Below are 14,503 nucleotides of genomic sequence, written 5' to 3'. Positions count from 1 at the left end.
GTGACTGACACGCCCGCTATCGAACTTGTGGGCATCGACAAGAAATTCGGTGCCGTCCACGCCAACAAAGACATCAACCTCACTGTCGCCAAGGGATCCATCCACGGCATCATCGGGGAAAACGGAGCCGGAAAATCGACGCTGATGTCGATCATCTACGGCTTCTACCACGCCGATCAGGGCGAGATCCGGGTCAACGGCCAGGCCGTGACGATCAAGGACAGCCAGACGGCGATCGCAACCGGTATCGGCATGGTGCACCAGCACTTCATGCTGGTCGACAATTTCACGGTGCTCGAGAACATCATGCTCGGCGCCGAGGGCGGAGCGTTGCTCGCCAGAGGCGTGGCGTCGGCCCGCGCCGAGCTGAAGCGGCTGGAAAAGGAATACGGCCTCGAGGTCAACCCGGATGCGCTGATCGAGCAGCTCCCCGTCGGCCTGCAGCAGCGCGTCGAAATCCTGAAAGCCATGTATCGCGGCGCCGAGATCCTGATCCTCGACGAGCCCACCGGCGTTCTGACGCCTGCCGAAGCCGACCACCTGTTCCGCATCCTCAAGGTGCTGCGCGACCAGGGCAAGACGGTCATCCTCATCACCCACAAGCTGCGCGAGATCATGGCGATCACCGATACGGTGTCGGTCATGCGCCGCGGCGAGATGGTGGCGACCCGCAAGACGGCGGAGACGACGGTCGAGGAGCTGGCAGAGCTGATGGTCGGCCGCCGCGTGCTCTTGCGCGTGCAGAAGGGCGAGGCCAATCCCGGCAAGGTCATCCTGTCGGTGCGCAATCTGACGGTGAAGGACGACCGCGGCGTCGTCATGGTCGACAACGTGTCGTTCGACGTGCGGGCCGGCGAGATCGTCGGTGTGGCGGGCGTGGCCGGCAACGGGCAGTCGGAGCTTCTCGAAGCCATCGCGGGCATCCGCAAGCCGCATTCGGGCGAGATCCTGCTCGACGGACAGCCGATCGACAAGGCCGATCCGGCGCGGCTGCGCGAGCTCGGCCTCGCGCACATCCCCGAGGACCGCCACCACATGGGCCTCGTGCTGAAGTTCGAGGAATACGAGAATTCGGTGCTCGGCTATCACCGCAAACCTGAATATAGCAAGGGCCCGCTGCTCGATCTCGAAGCGATCCGCAAGGACGCGATGGAGAAGATCGAGAAATACGACATCCGGCCGCCGAACCCGCGGCTGAAGACCGCCAATTTCTCCGGCGGCAACCAGCAGAAGATCGTCGTCGCCCGCGAGATCGAGCGCGATCCGACGGCTCTGATCATCGGCCAGCCGACGCGCGGCGTCGACATCGGCGCCATCGAATTCATTCACCGCCGGATCATCGAGATGCGCGACGCGGGCAAGGCGATCCTGCTCGTCTCCGTCGAGCTCGACGAAATCCGCGCCCTTTCAGACCGTATCCTTGTCATGTTCGCCGGCCATGTCGTCGGCGAGAAGACGCCCGATGCCGGTGAACAGACCCTCGGCCTGATGATGGCCGGCATTGCCGCGTGAGGCCTTGATGAGCACTGCTTCCACTCCCCTACCCCGCTGGATCAACTACGGCCTCATCCCGATCCTGAACCTTCTCACCGCCTTCCTGATATCAGGCTTCGTCGTCTGGCTGATCGGCGAAAGCCCGATCGGCGCGCTGCAGCTTCTGATCGAAGGCGCGCTCGGGAGCGGCGAAGGCATCGGCTTTACGCTGTACTACGCCACCAGCTTCATCTTCACCGGCCTTTCGGTGGCGGTCGCCATCCATGCCGGTCTGTTCAACATCGGCTCCGAGGGCCAGGCCTATCTCGGCGGCCTCGGCTGCGCGCTGGTGGCGCTGGCGCTCGACAAGTTCGTGCCGTGGTATGTGACCATGCCTGTGGCTGTCATCGGCGCCGGCCTGTTCGGCGCGGCCTGGGCCTTCATTCCGGCATGGCTGCAGGCCAAGCGCGGCAGCCATATCGTCATTACCACGATCATGTTCAACTATATCGGCGCGGCGCTGATGGTCTATCTGCTTGTCCACGTGCTGATCGTGCCGGGCAAGATGGCGCCTGAGACCCGCACCTTCCTCGAAGGCGGTCAGCTGCCGAAACTTGGCTGGATCATGGACATGTTCGGCGCCAAGCTGGGTGCCGCTCCCTTCAACGTCTCCTTCATCATCGCGCTGGTGGCGGCTTACTTCGTCTGGCTGCTGATCTGGCGCACCAAGCTCGGCTTCGAGATGCGCACGCTCGGCGTCAGCCCGAGTGCGGCCGCTTACGCCGGCATTCCCTATGCGCGCATCGTCATCATCGCCATGCTGCTTTCGGGCGCGCTGGCGGGGATGATGGCGCTCAACCCTGTGATGGGCTCGTCGGCCCGCCTGCAGGTCGAGTTCGTCGGCGGCGCCGGCTTCGTCGGCATCGCGGTGTCGCTGATGGGGCGCAACCATCCTGTCGGCATCGTGCTCTCGGCCATCCTGTTCGGCATCCTCTACCAGGGCGGCGACTGGATCTCGTTCGAGATGCCCAACATCACCCGCGAGATGATCCTCGTGATCCAGGGTCTGGTGATCTTGTTTGCCGGCGCGCTTGAGTATATGTACCGGCCGGCGATGGTGCGTCTCTACCAACAGTTCAAGCGGGCGTAAGGAGCGCGACGATGGAATATTACGACATCTTCATCAGCGTTCTGAGCTCCACCATCCGCCTGTCGATCCCGCTGATCTTCACGGCGCTGGCTGGCCTGTTTTCCGAACGCGCCGGCGTCTTCGACATCGGGCTCGAGGGCAAGATGCTAGGGTCGGCCTTCGCCGCCGCCTGCGTCGCCTATCTCACCGATTCCGCCTGGGCGGGGCTTTGCGCCGGTATCGTCTGCTCGGTGGCGCTGAGCTTCGTGCACGGTTTCGCCTCGATCACCAATCGCGGCAATCAGATCATCTCCGGCGTCGCGATCAACTTCTTCGTGGCCGGGATCACCATCGTGCTCGGCCAGGCCTGGTTCGGCCAGGGCGGACGCACGCCGCAGCTGGCCGGCGACGCGCGCTTCACGCCGATCACGCTTCCGGGGGCTGATGCGGTGCGCGAGGTGCCGATCCTTGGGCCGCTCTACGCCAACGTCATCTCCGGCAACAACGTGCTGACCTACCTCGCCTTCCTGGCGGTGCCGCTTTCCTGGTGGATCCTCTACCGCACGCGTTTCGGTCTTCGTCTGCGCGCCGTCGGTGAAAATCCGGGTGCGGTCGATACCGCCGGCATTTCGGTCAGCTGGCTGCGCTACCGCGCCGTCATCTGCGCCGGCATTCTCTGCGGTTTCTCCGGCACCTACCTGGCGATCGCGCAGTCGGCCGCCTTCATCAAGGACATGTCGGCCGGCAAGGGCTATATCGCGCTCGCCGCACTCGTCTTCGCCAAGTGGAAGCCGGTGCCTGTCATGTTCGCCTGCCTGCTGTTCGGCTTCCTCGACGCGCTCGGCAACTTCATGCAGGGCAAACCGATCCCCGGTATCGGCGAGGTGCCGGTGCAGATCTTCCAGGCGCTGCCCTATATCCTCACCTGCGTGCTGCTCGCGGGCTTCATCGGCAAAGCCATCCCGCCGAAGGCCGGCGGCGCACCCTATGTCAAGGAACGCTAAGACCATGTCCCACGACCTCTTCGAAGCCGCCCGCGGCGCCATGGCATTCGCCCACGCGCCCTATTCCAAATTCCCCGTTGGCGCGGCTATTCGCGCCGAGGACGGCAAGGTCTATACCGGCGCCAACATCGAGAACCTCTCGTTTCCCCAGGGCTGGTGCGCGGAGCCGACGGCCATCAGCGCCATGATCATGGGCGGGGCGAAGAAGATCGTCGAGATGGCTGTCATCGCCGAGAAGCTGCCGCTCTGCCCGCCCTGCGGCGGCTGCCGGCAGAAGATCTCTGAATTCGCCTCCAAGGAGACCAGGATCTATCTTTGCGACGAAGCCGGCGTGCAGAAGACCATGACCATGGACGAGCTGCTTCCCTTCAGCTTCGAGACCGAACTCTGATGCAGGCGGCGCTCGACCTCCTGAAGGCACGTCTCGGCGGGCTTTCGCCGCGCTACGGCGTGATCCTCGGCTCCGGGCTCGGCTCGCTGGTGGCGGAGCTCAAGGATGCGGTTCGTATCCCCTATCAGGATGTGCCGGGCTTTCCCGTCAGCGCGGTTTCCGGCCATGCGGGCGAGGTCGTTGCCGGCACGCTTGGCGGCGCGCCTGTGATCATGCTGTCGGGGCGCGTGCATTTCTACGAAAAGGGTGACGCCAACGCCATGCGGCGGCCGATCGAGGTCTTGAAGGCGCTCGGTGTCGAGGCGCTGATCCTGACGAATTCGGCGGGATCGCTGCGCGAGGATCTGGCGCCGGGATCGGTGATGCAGATCACCGACCACATCAACTATTCCGGCATCAACCCGCTGATCGGCGAGGAGAGCGACCGCCGCTTCGTGGGCATGACCAATGCCTATGACACCGGGCTTGCTGACGCGATGCGGCGGGCGGCGGAGAAGACGGGGACGGCGCTTTCTGAGGGCGTCTACATGTGGTTCTCGGGCCCGAGCTTCGAGACGCCGGCGGAGATCCGCATGGCGCGCATTCTCGGTGCAGATGCCGTTGGCATGTCGACCGTGCCTGAAGTCATCATCGCGCGAATGCTCGACATGAGGGTTGCGGCTGCTTCCGTTATCACCAACTATGGGGCCGGAATGACCGGTTCGGAACTGAGCCACGACGAAACCAAGGAGATGGCGCCCATCGGCGGTGTCCGTCTTGCCGCCATCCTGAAAGAGATGATCGCGGCTGGAGGAAATGACGCATGAGCAATCACTCGCTGAAGGAAACGGCGGCCGTGGCGCTGTCGTTGCTTGATCTCACCAACCTCAAGGACGACTGCACGGAAGCGCAGATCGAGGCCTTGTGCGCACGCGCGCAGACGCCCTACGGCAATAGCGCGGCGATCTGCATCTGGCCGCGCTTCGTGTCGCATGCGCGCTCGATCCTCGGCAGCGGCCATCCGATCAAGATCGCAACCGTGGTCAACTTCCCCTCGGGCGATATGGAGGTCGCCGACGTGGCGGCGGAGACGCGCGAGGCGATCGCCGACGGCGCCGACGAGATCGATCTCGTCATTCCCTATCGCAAGTTCATCGCCGGCAGCGGCCGGGCGGTTACCGACATGGTGGCCGCCGTGCGCGCCGAATGCGGCGAGGCGGTGCTCTTGAAAGTCATTCTCGAGACCGGCGAGATCAAGGATGCGGCGATGATCCGCCGCGCATCCGAACTGGCGATCGAGGCGGGCGCCGACTTCATCAAGACCTCGACCGGCAAGGTGTCCGTCAACGCGACGCTTGAGGCCGCCGACATCATGCTGCGGGCCATTCGCCAGAGCGGCCGCAAGGTCGGCTTCAAGCCGGCGGGCGGCATTGCCTCTGTGGCCGATGCAGCGCTCTATCTGAGCCTTGCCGAGACGATCATGGCGCCCGACTGGCCGATGCCTTCGACGTTCCGCTTCGGCGCTTCCGGCGTACTCGACGATATCCTTGCGGTTCTTTCCGGCACGCAATCGGCACCGGCGACCGCCGCGAGCTACTGAGATGATCCCTCAGGAGATCATTCGCCGCAAGCGCGACGGCGCGGTGCTGTCCGATGACGATATCCAGGCGTTCATCGCAGCGCTCGCGGCGGGCAAGCTCTCCGAGGGGCAGATCGGCGCCTTTGCCATGGCCGTGTGGTTCAAGGGGATGCGCCGCGAGGAGACGGTTTCGCTGACCATGGCGATGGCGCGCTCCGGCGACATGCTCGACTGGAGCGAACTCGACCGGCCGATCGCCGACAAGCATTCGACCGGCGGCGTCGGCGACAATGTCTCGCTGATGCTGGCGCCGATCGCCGCGGCCTGCGGGTTGGCTGTGCCGATGATCTCGGGGCGCGGGCTCGGCCACACCGGCGGGACGCTCGACAAGCTGGAATCCATACCAGGCTATACGATTACGCCCGACGCCGCGCTGTTTCGCAAGGTGGTGCGTGAGGCGGGCTGCGCCATCATAGGCCAGACGGCGGCACTGGCGCCCGCCGACGGCAAGCTCTACGCGGTGCGCGACGTGACGGCGACGGTCGATTCCATTCCGCTGATCACCGCCTCGATCCTGTCGAAGAAGCTGGCCGCCGGGCTGCAGACGCTGGTGCTCGACGTCAAGGTCGGAAACGGCGCCTTCATGGCCTCCACCAACGAGGCCGAGCGGCTGGCGCGGTCGTTGGTCGAGGTCGCGAATGGTGCCGGGCTGAAGACCTCGGCCGTCATTACCGACATGAACCAGCCGCTGGCGGATGCCGTGGGCAACGCGCTGGAGATCCGCAACGCGATCGCGTTCCTCGCGGGCGAGAAGAGCGGCACGAGGCTGGAGACGGTGGTTCTCGCCTTCGCGGCCGAGATGCTCGTCCAGTCGGGTGTCGCATCCTCGCGGGAGGATGGCGAGGCGCGGGGGGCCAACGCGCTGTCATCGGGCAAGGCGGCGGAGATATTCGGGCGCATGGCGCATATGCTGGGCGGGCCGTCGGACCTTCTGGAGAAGCCGGATAGCTATCTGCCGGCTGCTCCAGCCATCCGGCCTGTCGTGGCCACGCGAAGCGGCTGGCTTGCGGCCTGCAACAGCAGGGATATCGGGATGAGCCTGATCGATCTCGGCGGCGGGCGGCGGCATCCGGATGACAGGATCGACCATCGGGTGGGGTTCAGCGATATCCTGCCGCTCGGCACGCGCGTCGAGCGCGGCGAGCCGATCGCCTTCGTGCATGCGGCAAGCGAGGATGCGTCGGAAATAGCCGCTGCGACACTTCAGGCGAACTACGTGATCGGCGACAGCGCGCCCGCGCTGCCACCGGTCATTTCATCGCGCTTCTGATTACTGCTTCATGCTGAGCGAGCCGTCGGCCACCGCGTAGGAGGCGAGCTTCTTCAGGAAGCTCATGCCGACGAGCGTAGAGGACAGCGCCTCGTCCTTCAGGACGAAAGCTTCTACGTCGCGCACGCGGATGCCGCCGATCTCGACACGGTCGAGCGTGATATGCGCGGCCTTGGTCTGGCCGTTGGCGGTGTTGACCGAATAGCGGAAATCGAGCTGGTTGGCGGTGTAGCCGAGACGGCGGGCCATGGTCTCATTCAGCGCGACATAGGTGGCGCCAGTGTCGATCAGGCCGGAGACCGACTTGCCGTTAATGCGGAAATCGCCGGTGTAGTGGCCCTGTTGATCGGCCTGCAGGCGCATGCTGGTGCCATTGCCTGAGATTGCGGTCGTGGGGGTGGGATCGACCGCGCCGGAAACGAAATTGGCGGAGATCGGCCCTTCCGGCCGCGCGGGCGTGCTTCCGATGAAGGAAGGAACCTGTGTGGCAAGCACCGCTGCGATGCTTGCGAATATGACTGTACGCAAGAGCATGGAAACAGAAATCCTTCCTGTATAAACCGTGCATCATGCGCGGCCGTATCTTTAGCAGCTAAGCCACAATTGCTGAAAAGTTGCTAACGGCGGAAGGAGATAAGGCCTGGAAACATAGTCCAGGCCCCATGTAACATTTCAAATGGTAAACGGCTCGTTAATTACTTCGTGCCGTACATGCGGTCGCCGGCATCGCCGAGACCGGGCATGATATAGCCCTTCTCGTTAAGATGGCTGTCGATCGAGGCCGTGTAGATCTTCACGTCGGGATGAGCTTCCTGGAAGTTCTTGATGCCCTCGGGAGCTGCAAGCAAGCAGAGGAAGCGGATGTTGGTCGCGCCGCGTTCCTTCAGCTTGTGGATGGCGGCGATCGAGGAGTTACCGGTCGCGAGCATCGGATCGACCACGATCATCAGGCGCTCGTCGAGCGCTTCGGGCGCCTTGAAATAGTATTCCACCGGCTGCAGCGTATCGTGATCGCGGTACATGCCGATATGCGAGACGCGGGCGGAGGGAACGAGCTCCAGCATGCCTTCGAGCAGGCCGTTGCCGGCGCGCAGGATCGACACGAAGACCAGCTTCTTGCCTTCGAGGATCGGCGATTCCATCGTCTGCATCGGCGTTTCGATGGTTGCCATCGTCAGCTCGAGATCGCGCGTCACCTCGTAACACAGGAGCGTGGAGATTTCGCGCAACAGGCGGCGGAAGCTGCCCGTCGACGTTTCCTTGCGCCGCATGATGGTGAGTTTGTGCTGCACGAGCGGATGATCGATGACCGTTACGCCGTTCATGGCCGAGCCCTTTCTTTAGCTGTTCTTATAGCATGTTTCTTCCACGGAATTTGTCTCCGCCGCAAGAGCGGAGGGCAAATTGCCACTATGATCCCCAATCTGGGATCCCCAATCTGGCCCGGATCGGGACGGATCAGAGCCTGGCCAGGAGCTCGCTACGCGTGGCCTCGTCGACGAAGGCGGCCTCGATGCCGGTGCGGGTGATCACGTCGATCTCGGCGTCGCTGAAGCCGAAGACGGAGGACGCGAGCTCGTATTCCCGCTGGAGCGAGGTGTGGAAGAAGGGCGGATCGTCGGAGCTGATGGTGACGCGCACGCCTTCATTCTTCAACGCCCGCAGCGGGTGCGACTGGAAATCCGGGAAGACCTTGAGCGCGATGTTCGAACCCGGGCAGACCTCCAGCACGGTGCCCAGATCGGCCAGCCGCTTGACGAGATCGGCGTCTTCGATGGCGCGCACGCCATGGCCGATGCGGGCCGGGCGAACCGCATCCAGCGCATCGGCGACGCTGAAGGCGCCGCAGACTTCGCCGGCGTGGATGGTGAGGCCGAGACCGGCCTTGCGGGCGATATCGAAGGCGCGCGCATAATCCGCCACGCGGCCCATGCGCTCCTCGCCCGCGAGGTTGAAGCCGGTGATAAGCGGGTTACGGGCGCTTGCGGCATATTCGGCGGCGCCGACGACGCTCTCGGGGCCGAAGTGGCGCTCGCCGGTGACGATCAGCCGGGCCTCGATACCTGATGCCGCCTTGGCGCGGCGGATACCCTCGCAAACGCCTTCGATATAGGCATCGGCGCCGAGGCCGATGCGCTTGCCGTGATCGGGCGAGACGATGAGCTCGCTGTAGATCGTGCCGATCGCGGCGAGTTCAGCCAGATAGGTTTCGGTGAGCAACGCATAGTCCTCGTCGGTCTTGTAGACCTCGGAGATCTTGTCGTAACACTCGAGGAAGCTTGCGAAATCATGCCAGACATAGGCGCCGTCCTTCAGATAGGCGCTGATGTCGATGTTGTACTTGCGGGCCTGCGCCAAAGTGAGCGCCGGCGGGGCGGCACCCTCCAGATGACAGTGCAGCTCGACCTTCTTCAGATGTGACGTCACAGAAAACTCCTCCCGTGCGGGCCGGCGGGGATGCGCAGATGCTGGGCGATGGTCTCGCCGATATCGGCGTAGCTCGAACGGATGCCGAGATTGCGCGGGCGATGGCCGGGGCCGTAGGCGATGATGGGAACCCGCTCGCGGGTGTGATCGGTGCCGCGCCAGGTCGGGTCGCAACCGTGGTCAGCGGTAATGATGACGAGATCGCCGGGCTTCAGCTTGCCGCCGACTTCCGACAGGCGCGCGTCGAAGGCCTCAAGGGCCGCGGCATAGCCCGGCACGTCGCGACGGTGGCCGTAGAGCATGTCGAAATCGACGAAATTGGTAAAGACGAGATCGCCATCCTCGGCGACATCCATGGCGTCCAGCGTCGCATCCATCAGCGCCGCGTTGCCGTTGGCCTTGACGACCCGTGAGACGCCCTGGTGGGCGAAGATATCGCCGACCTTGCCGACGGCATGGACGGTGCGGCCTTCCTTCACCAATCTGTCGAGCAGCGTCGGCTCCGGCGGCGGCACGGAGAAATCGCGGCGATTGCCGGTACGCTCGAACGTGGCCCTGGTCTCGCCGACGAAGGGGCGGGCGATGACGCGGCCGATGTTTTCGCGGTCGAGAAGGGCACGGGCGATGGCGCAGAAGGTCATCAGCCGCTCGAGACCGAAATGCTTCTCGTGTGCGGCGACCTGGAAGACGGAGTCCGACGAGGTGTAGCAGATCGGCTTGCCGGTGCGGATGTGTTCCTCGCCGTAGCGGGCAATGATGTCGGTGCCGGACGCGTGGCAATTGCCGAGGATGCCGGGCACTTCGGCGGCGCGGCACAGAGCTTCGACGAATTCGGGTGCGAAGGCATCGCCCTCGGCGGGGAAATAGCCCCAATCGAAATTGACGGGCGTGCCGGCGATTTCCCAGTGGCCCGATGGCGTATCCTTGCCGCGCGAGACCTCGTTGGCCGAGCCGAAGCTGGCATAGACCTTCTCGGCCATCGGCATGCCCACGGGGATCTTGCCGGATGCGGCCTTTGCGAGATGCAGGAGGCCGAGCGCCGACAGGTTCGGCAGCTTCAGCGGTCCCGACCGCAAACCCTCGCGGTCGCCCAAGCCGGCGGCGCAGAATTCGGCGATATGGCCGAGCGTATCCGCCCCCTCGTCGCCATAGGCGGCCGCATCGGGCGCGCCACCGATACCGAAGGAATCCATCACGAATAGAAAGGCACGCGGCATGTTTCACCCGACACTGAAAAGCTGGCGCGCCGGAATGCCGGCCGCAGGGTCACAAGCCTTATAACGGAGACGGGAGGATGGCAAAAGGGGGGCGCGGCCCGTGCTGCTCAGCAGTCGCTGCACAGAACGTTGTCGCCCTGCCGCTGCCGGTAATAATAGGTGCGACTGATGGTGATGGTGCTGTTGTTCGGCATGAGATTGGGCGCGAAGAGGAACAGCTTGTAGGGAATGGAGAGTTCCGAGCGGACGAGAAAGCTGTTGGCCTTCTTGAGATCGGTCGGCACGGTCACGGCGGCATTGACCGCGTAGGGACGGCTATTGTCCTGCGCCCAGGACCACTTGACGGTCGGGTTGGCGGCGGCGTCGATCTGGATGCCCGTTATTTTCAGGCTCAGCGTGGTTCCGGCATTGTAGGGCACGAAGATCGCGGCTGCGGCATTGGGCATGTCCGCGAGCCAGGATTTCGTCACCGTCTGCTGCTGGGTGACGACATCCGCGACGGTGGCGGCTGCGCGCGAGGCGCGCTTGCTGACGCTCAGCCCGATGGTGATCTCGAAGGCGCCGACATAAAGCATGACGAGGATCGGAAAGAGGATGGCGAATTCGATCGCGCCCATGCCGTCGCGGTCACCGGCAAAGCGGTGGGACAGGGTCTTCAGCCTGGCGATTGCGCTGCGGATCCTCATCACGGGTATTGCTCATTCTGGAACGCGGCGGTCGCGACAATCAGGAAGTAAGCCGAGGAGCCGTCGGATGGCCGGACGTTGGAAATGTAGGGGCGGATGAGGTCGCCGATAACCTGCCACTTGTAATAGGCCCGGACCATGTTGATGGTGCCGGCGCCGCCAGGCGCGTATTGCAGCGCCGAGGTGTCGAGATCAGAAAAGTTGGCGGTCGACTTTTTCGGGATGGTCGTCGGGATGGCCGCGAAGGTCGCGAACTTCTGGACATCGACGAACAGCTTGCTCGGCGTTGCCGCCTCCGTCGCCGAGCAGGTGATCAGGATCGAGATTTCCTTGCAGAAGGCAGTGCGAAAGGCGGTGCGGTCGGTGTTGGTGGCGGTAATCTGGCCTGTGCGGATCTTGCGGCCGAGCGTATCGACGGCGTTTGACACGAGCTCCTCACCGGCAAAGGCGATGAAGGTCTCGATGATCGCGAAAACGACCATGAAGTAAGGAATGGCAAGAAGCGCGAACTCGATCGCGGCGGCCCCATCACGCGAGCGCCTGAAAGCGGCAATGGACCACCGTCGCCTGCATTGGCGCCGATCCGTCCGTTCCGCTGTTTGATCCAATTCCGTCATGGCCTGTATCCGACACAGCTTCGATCATGCATTTTTAGGTGCCGAACGTTGATTTTCCGTTTCAAGCCGGTTCAGAAATTTAACAACAAGTAAAAGGGCTTCGATTATGGGCCTGTCGCGCCGGCGGCTGCACCCGCGGCGGCCGTCGTGTCGCTGTGCTGTTCGCAGTTCGGCGTGCAGGACAAAACCGTGCGCTCCGTCTGGCGGAACACGCGCACCGTGTTTGCTTCGTCGATCGATACGAGAATGCTCTGATCAAGGATGGCGTTGCCGTCGGCATCGAGCAGGACGAGATTGGTGCTGCCGAAGCTGCGGCCTGTGAGCACGATAGTCTTTGCGTCGGCAACCGTCGCATCCGCCACCTTGGCATTGCCGACGATAACCTTGCTGACGGGACGATCGAGCTTCAATACGCGCGCCTGGTCCATATAGACCCTGAGCATCTGCTGCTGTTGGGCGAAGGCCGGGGCGCAGACAGTTGTGCAAGCCGCGGCGGCGGCAAGTACACTGGCAAGGACTAGCCTTATGCCGCTCGATGACATCTGGATTCTCTCACAATCACGACGCTAACTTACCGCGAGCATAGAAAAAAATGGTGCATGAAACCTTAATATCGCAACCGGCCCGTTCATAATGAGACGTTAACGCGCCAGGAGCAGTAGCGTAATGAGACAGACGGCTCTCACGATGGCGGATGAGGTAACGGCATCGCACCCCGCCCCATCAGAAACCCCTTATGCAGCAGTAACTTCGACATGATATTTAAATTTCTACAGATCTACTGAGGCAGTTACTTACCATAGCCGCCGACTGCTTCTTCTTTACACATTGGTAACCCATTTTTTTAAGCCGATCGAAAGAGCGGTACGTTAGGTTGTGCTCATCCGATCAACGGCAAACAGTTGGCGGACGTGCTGAACATCAACTGGAGTTAGGAGTTATCATGACCAAGCTTGTAAGCCGTTTTCTGAAAGACGAATCCGGCGCGACCGCAATTGAATACGGCCTGATCGCAGCGCTCATTTCCGTAGCGCTCATCACCGGCGCGACCGCACTCGGCAGCAAACTGAACCTCATGTTCAACGGCCTGTCGAACACGATCGCTTCCAAGACGCCGACCTGATATCGCCTTCGGCGACACGATATACGCCAGACCTTAACGGGTCTGGCGCTAAACATAGGCTCACGCGAACACGCGGTGGGCCTTTTGTCTTAAGGATCGATAGCAGAATGATCGCAGCTTCCGTCTTTGTGATATTCCCGCTGTGCCTCGCAATCGCGGCATTTTCCGATCTGTTCACGATGACGATCCCGAACAGGATCTCCATCATCCTCATCGCGTCTTTCTTCGTCATCGCGCTTTTGACAGGCATGCCGCTTGCCGCGATCGGCAATCATGCCGCTGGCGCGCTTGCCGTGTTTGTCGTCTGCTTCGTTTTGTTCGCAACCAACACCATGGGTGGCGGCGACGCCAAGCTTCTGACGGCCACGGCACTCTGGTTCGGCCTTAACCCTGCTATCGTCGAGTTTCTCGGCTATGTCGGTATTATTGGCGGTCTCCTGACGTTGGTCATCATGATGATCCGCACGCAGGCAGACACCATTCTCGCGATCGGCCTTCCGGTTCCGAACTCGATCCTTATGGCCAAGAAGATCCCTTACGGTATCGCCATCGCGATCGGCGGTTTTCTGGCATTTCCGTCCTCGCCGTTGTTCATGACCGCGCTGCAGAGCCTGAAATAAAGGCGCTTAAGCGCTCGTTAACCTAAGATCGAAGTCTTTCGTTAACTATAATTACACCAATTGGAGCCAATTCTCCGGAACGAATATTTCGATTCCTTGGGGAACGCCTGATGAAACCCGCCCGCATATTGATCCTTGGAGTGGCCGTCGTCGCCGCCGGTCTGGCCGGCGTTCTGGCGATGAGCCTTGCCGGCCGCGGATCGGTCGTGACCCAGGTGCAGCAGGTGGTCGAGAAGGAACCGACCGTCAACGTGCTGGTATCGGGCGCCAATCTGCCCGTCGGCGCGCGCCTCGACGACAAGTCTACGCACTGGATGGCATGGCCGACAGGCGGGGTCGTTCAGGGCTTCATCACCGAAACCGACAAGCCCGACGCAATCAAGGACCTGCAGGGCGCCGTGGTGCGCATGCCGATCTTCGAGGGCGAGCCGATCCGGGCCGAAAAGATCGCCGATTCCAACAGTCGCATCATGTCGTCGCTGCTGCCTTCGGGCAAGCGCGCGGTCGCCACCGAAATCTCGGTCGCAACAGGCGCCGGCGGCTTCATCCTGCCGAACGACCGTGTCGACCTCATCATGGTGCGCAAGGAAAAGAGCGGCGACAAGTATCTGACCGAGACCGTGCTCAACAACGTTCGCGTGCTCGCGATCGACCAGCAGGTTCAGGAAAAGGATGACGGCTCCAAGGCCGTGGTCGGCACGACCGCGACGCTGGAGCTGACACCTGACCAGACCAAGGTTCTGGCGGTCGCGCAACAGATGGCCGACCGCCTGTCGCTAGCGCTGCGCTCGGTTGCCGATGCCCGCGAGCCGGACACCAAGGCCGCCGATTACCTGCTCAGCGGCGACAACGGCAGCTCCATCGTTCAGGTCATCAAGTCAGGCGCCATCGTCACAGACAGCGCGCCTTCGAAAGCCGAGTAGAGGAA

Annotated in this window: 17 protein-coding genes; 10 read left to right on the top strand and 7 right to left on the bottom strand. The window is 62.8% G+C overall.

Annotation, left to right across the window (positions count from 1 at the left end; genetic code table 11):
• The 7 genes from QTL96_RS16125 to deoA are packed head-to-tail and all read left to right on the top strand — an operon-like array spanning position 1 to position 6,885.
• On the top strand, positions 1 to 1,512 hold the full coding sequence (locus QTL96_RS16125; RefSeq protein WP_018899201.1) for an ABC transporter ATP-binding protein: 1,512 nt from the start codon (positions 1 to 3) through the stop codon (positions 1,510 to 1,512).
• Positions 1,513 to 1,519: 7 nt separating this feature from the next.
• Positions 1,520 to 2,623 carry an ABC transporter permease gene (locus QTL96_RS16120; protein WP_018899200.1) on the top strand — a complete coding sequence of 368 codons (1,104 nt, stop codon included), beginning with the start codon at positions 1,520 to 1,522 and terminating at the stop codon, positions 2,621 to 2,623.
• An 11-nt stretch (positions 2,624 to 2,634) separates the two neighbouring features.
• Complete coding sequence (locus QTL96_RS16115; RefSeq protein WP_112535027.1) at positions 2,635 to 3,606, top strand: ABC transporter permease; 972 nt, start codon at positions 2,635 to 2,637, stop codon at positions 3,604 to 3,606.
• 4 nt (positions 3,607 to 3,610) lie between these two features.
• Positions 3,611 to 3,997: a cytidine deaminase gene (locus tag QTL96_RS16110; protein WP_037188430.1), complete on the top strand. Its 387-nt coding sequence runs from the start codon at positions 3,611 to 3,613 to the stop codon at positions 3,995 to 3,997.
• Positions 3,997 to 4,803 carry a purine-nucleoside phosphorylase gene (locus tag QTL96_RS16105; RefSeq protein ID WP_289728402.1) on the top strand — a complete coding sequence of 269 codons (807 nt, stop codon included), beginning with the start codon at positions 3,997 to 3,999 and terminating at the stop codon, positions 4,801 to 4,803. Before QTL96_RS16110 ends, QTL96_RS16105 begins: the two co-directional genes overlap by 1 nt.
• Positions 4,800 to 5,576, top strand: coding sequence for a deoxyribose-phosphate aldolase (gene deoC, locus QTL96_RS16100; RefSeq protein WP_289728401.1), 777 nt, complete (start codon positions 4,800 to 4,802; stop codon positions 5,574 to 5,576). The genes QTL96_RS16105 and deoC overlap by 4 nt, the downstream gene beginning before the upstream one ends.
• Before the next feature lies 1 nt (position 5,577).
• Positions 5,578 to 6,885 (top strand): thymidine phosphorylase, encoded by a 1,308-nt coding sequence (deoA, locus tag QTL96_RS16095; RefSeq protein ID WP_289728400.1) that lies wholly within the window; start codon positions 5,578 to 5,580, stop codon positions 6,883 to 6,885.
• Here deoA and QTL96_RS16090 read toward each other — a convergent pair whose 3' ends face one another.
• The 7 genes from QTL96_RS16090 to QTL96_RS16060 form a co-directional block, all read right to left on the bottom strand.
• The gene (locus QTL96_RS16090) at positions 6,886 to 7,419 is read right to left on the bottom strand and encodes a TIGR02281 family clan AA aspartic protease (RefSeq protein ID WP_289728399.1); all 534 of its coding nucleotides are present in this window, start codon (positions 7,417 to 7,419) and stop codon (positions 6,886 to 6,888) included.
• A 161-nt stretch (positions 7,420 to 7,580) separates the two neighbouring features.
• On the bottom strand, positions 7,581 to 8,210 hold the full coding sequence (gene upp / locus QTL96_RS16085) for a uracil phosphoribosyltransferase (RefSeq protein WP_047506686.1): 630 nt from the start codon (positions 8,208 to 8,210) through the stop codon (positions 7,581 to 7,583).
• A gap of 133 nt (positions 8,211 to 8,343) precedes the next feature.
• Positions 8,344 to 9,312: an adenosine deaminase gene (locus tag QTL96_RS16080; protein ID WP_289728398.1), complete on the bottom strand. Its 969-nt coding sequence runs from the start codon at positions 9,310 to 9,312 to the stop codon at positions 8,344 to 8,346.
• Positions 9,309 to 10,529 carry a phosphopentomutase gene (locus QTL96_RS16075; protein ID WP_289728397.1) on the bottom strand — a complete coding sequence of 407 codons (1,221 nt, stop codon included), beginning with the start codon at positions 10,527 to 10,529 and terminating at the stop codon, positions 9,309 to 9,311. Before QTL96_RS16075 ends, QTL96_RS16080 begins: the two co-directional genes overlap by 4 nt.
• A gap of 107 nt (positions 10,530 to 10,636) precedes the next feature.
• The gene (locus QTL96_RS16070) at positions 10,637 to 11,215 is read right to left on the bottom strand and encodes a TadE/TadG family type IV pilus assembly protein (protein ID WP_289728396.1); all 579 of its coding nucleotides are present in this window, start codon (positions 11,213 to 11,215) and stop codon (positions 10,637 to 10,639) included.
• Positions 11,215 to 11,832: a TadE/TadG family type IV pilus assembly protein gene (locus QTL96_RS16065; RefSeq protein ID WP_289728395.1), complete on the bottom strand. Its 618-nt coding sequence runs from the start codon at positions 11,830 to 11,832 to the stop codon at positions 11,215 to 11,217. The genes QTL96_RS16070 and QTL96_RS16065 overlap by 1 nt, the downstream gene beginning before the upstream one ends.
• 104 nt (positions 11,833 to 11,936) lie before the next feature.
• The gene (locus QTL96_RS16060; RefSeq protein WP_289728394.1) at positions 11,937 to 12,374 is read right to left on the bottom strand and encodes a pilus assembly protein N-terminal domain-containing protein; all 438 of its coding nucleotides are present in this window, start codon (positions 12,372 to 12,374) and stop codon (positions 11,937 to 11,939) included.
• A 401-nt stretch (positions 12,375 to 12,775) separates the two neighbouring features.
• Between QTL96_RS16060 and QTL96_RS16055 the strand changes: the two genes are divergently transcribed.
• The 3 genes from QTL96_RS16055 (at position 12,776) to cpaB (ending at position 14,498) form a co-directional block, all read left to right on the top strand.
• A complete protein-coding gene (locus QTL96_RS16055) occupies positions 12,776 to 12,955 on the top strand; it encodes a Flp family type IVb pilin (protein WP_289728393.1) in 180 nt (59 codons plus the stop codon).
• 107 nt (positions 12,956 to 13,062) lie between these two features.
• On the top strand, positions 13,063 to 13,575 hold the full coding sequence (locus tag QTL96_RS16050) for a prepilin peptidase (RefSeq protein ID WP_289728392.1): 513 nt from the start codon (positions 13,063 to 13,065) through the stop codon (positions 13,573 to 13,575).
• Between the two features lie 110 nt (positions 13,576 to 13,685).
• Positions 13,686 to 14,498 carry a Flp pilus assembly protein CpaB gene (cpaB, locus tag QTL96_RS16045; RefSeq protein ID WP_289728391.1) on the top strand — a complete coding sequence of 271 codons (813 nt, stop codon included), beginning with the start codon at positions 13,686 to 13,688 and terminating at the stop codon, positions 14,496 to 14,498.
• Positions 14,499 to 14,503 lie beyond the last annotated feature (5 nt).

The sequence above is a fragment of the Rhizobium sp. S163 genome (genome assembly GCF_030380805.1).
In the GTDB taxonomy this organism is placed as follows: domain Bacteria; phylum Pseudomonadota; class Alphaproteobacteria; order Rhizobiales; family Rhizobiaceae; genus Rhizobium.
This window is presented reverse-complemented; position numbering and strand designations above follow the sequence as displayed.

Bases quoted from the DNA above. Each gene is read 5' to 3' on its own strand.
- QTL96_RS16115 (WP_112535027.1), top strand. From the start codon at position 2,635: ATGGAATATTACGACATCTTCATCAGCGTTCTGAGCTCCACCATCCGC.
- cpaB (WP_289728391.1), top strand. From the start codon at position 13,686: ATGAAACCCGCCCGCATATTGATCCTTGGAGTGGCCGTCGTCGCCGCC.
- deoC (WP_289728401.1), top strand. From the start codon at position 4,800: ATGAGCAATCACTCGCTGAAGGAAACGGCGGCCGTGGCGCTGTCGTTG.
- QTL96_RS16105 (WP_289728402.1), top strand. From the start codon at position 3,997: ATGCAGGCGGCGCTCGACCTCCTGAAGGCACGTCTCGGCGGGCTTTCG.
- QTL96_RS16075 (WP_289728397.1), bottom strand. From the start codon at position 10,529: ATGCCGCGTGCCTTTCTATTCGTGATGGATTCCTTCGGTATCGGTGGC.
- QTL96_RS16050 (WP_289728392.1), top strand. From the start codon at position 13,063: ATGATCGCAGCTTCCGTCTTTGTGATATTCCCGCTGTGCCTCGCAATC.
- QTL96_RS16120 (WP_018899200.1), top strand. From the start codon at position 1,520: ATGAGCACTGCTTCCACTCCCCTACCCCGCTGGATCAACTACGGCCTC.
- QTL96_RS16070 (WP_289728396.1), bottom strand. From the start codon at position 11,215: ATGAGGATCCGCAGCGCAATCGCCAGGCTGAAGACCCTGTCCCACCGC.
- QTL96_RS16055 (WP_289728393.1), top strand. From the start codon at position 12,776: ATGACCAAGCTTGTAAGCCGTTTTCTGAAAGACGAATCCGGCGCGACC.
- QTL96_RS16060 (WP_289728394.1), bottom strand. From the start codon at position 12,374: ATGTCATCGAGCGGCATAAGGCTAGTCCTTGCCAGTGTACTTGCCGCC.
- upp (WP_047506686.1), bottom strand. From the start codon at position 8,210: ATGAACGGCGTAACGGTCATCGATCATCCGCTCGTGCAGCACAAACTC.
- QTL96_RS16110 (WP_037188430.1), top strand. From the start codon at position 3,611: ATGTCCCACGACCTCTTCGAAGCCGCCCGCGGCGCCATGGCATTCGCC.
- QTL96_RS16090 (WP_289728399.1), bottom strand. From the start codon at position 7,419: ATGCTCTTGCGTACAGTCATATTCGCAAGCATCGCAGCGGTGCTTGCC.
- deoA (WP_289728400.1), top strand. From the start codon at position 5,578: ATGATCCCTCAGGAGATCATTCGCCGCAAGCGCGACGGCGCGGTGCTG.
- QTL96_RS16065 (WP_289728395.1), bottom strand. From the start codon at position 11,832: ATGACGGAATTGGATCAAACAGCGGAACGGACGGATCGGCGCCAATGC.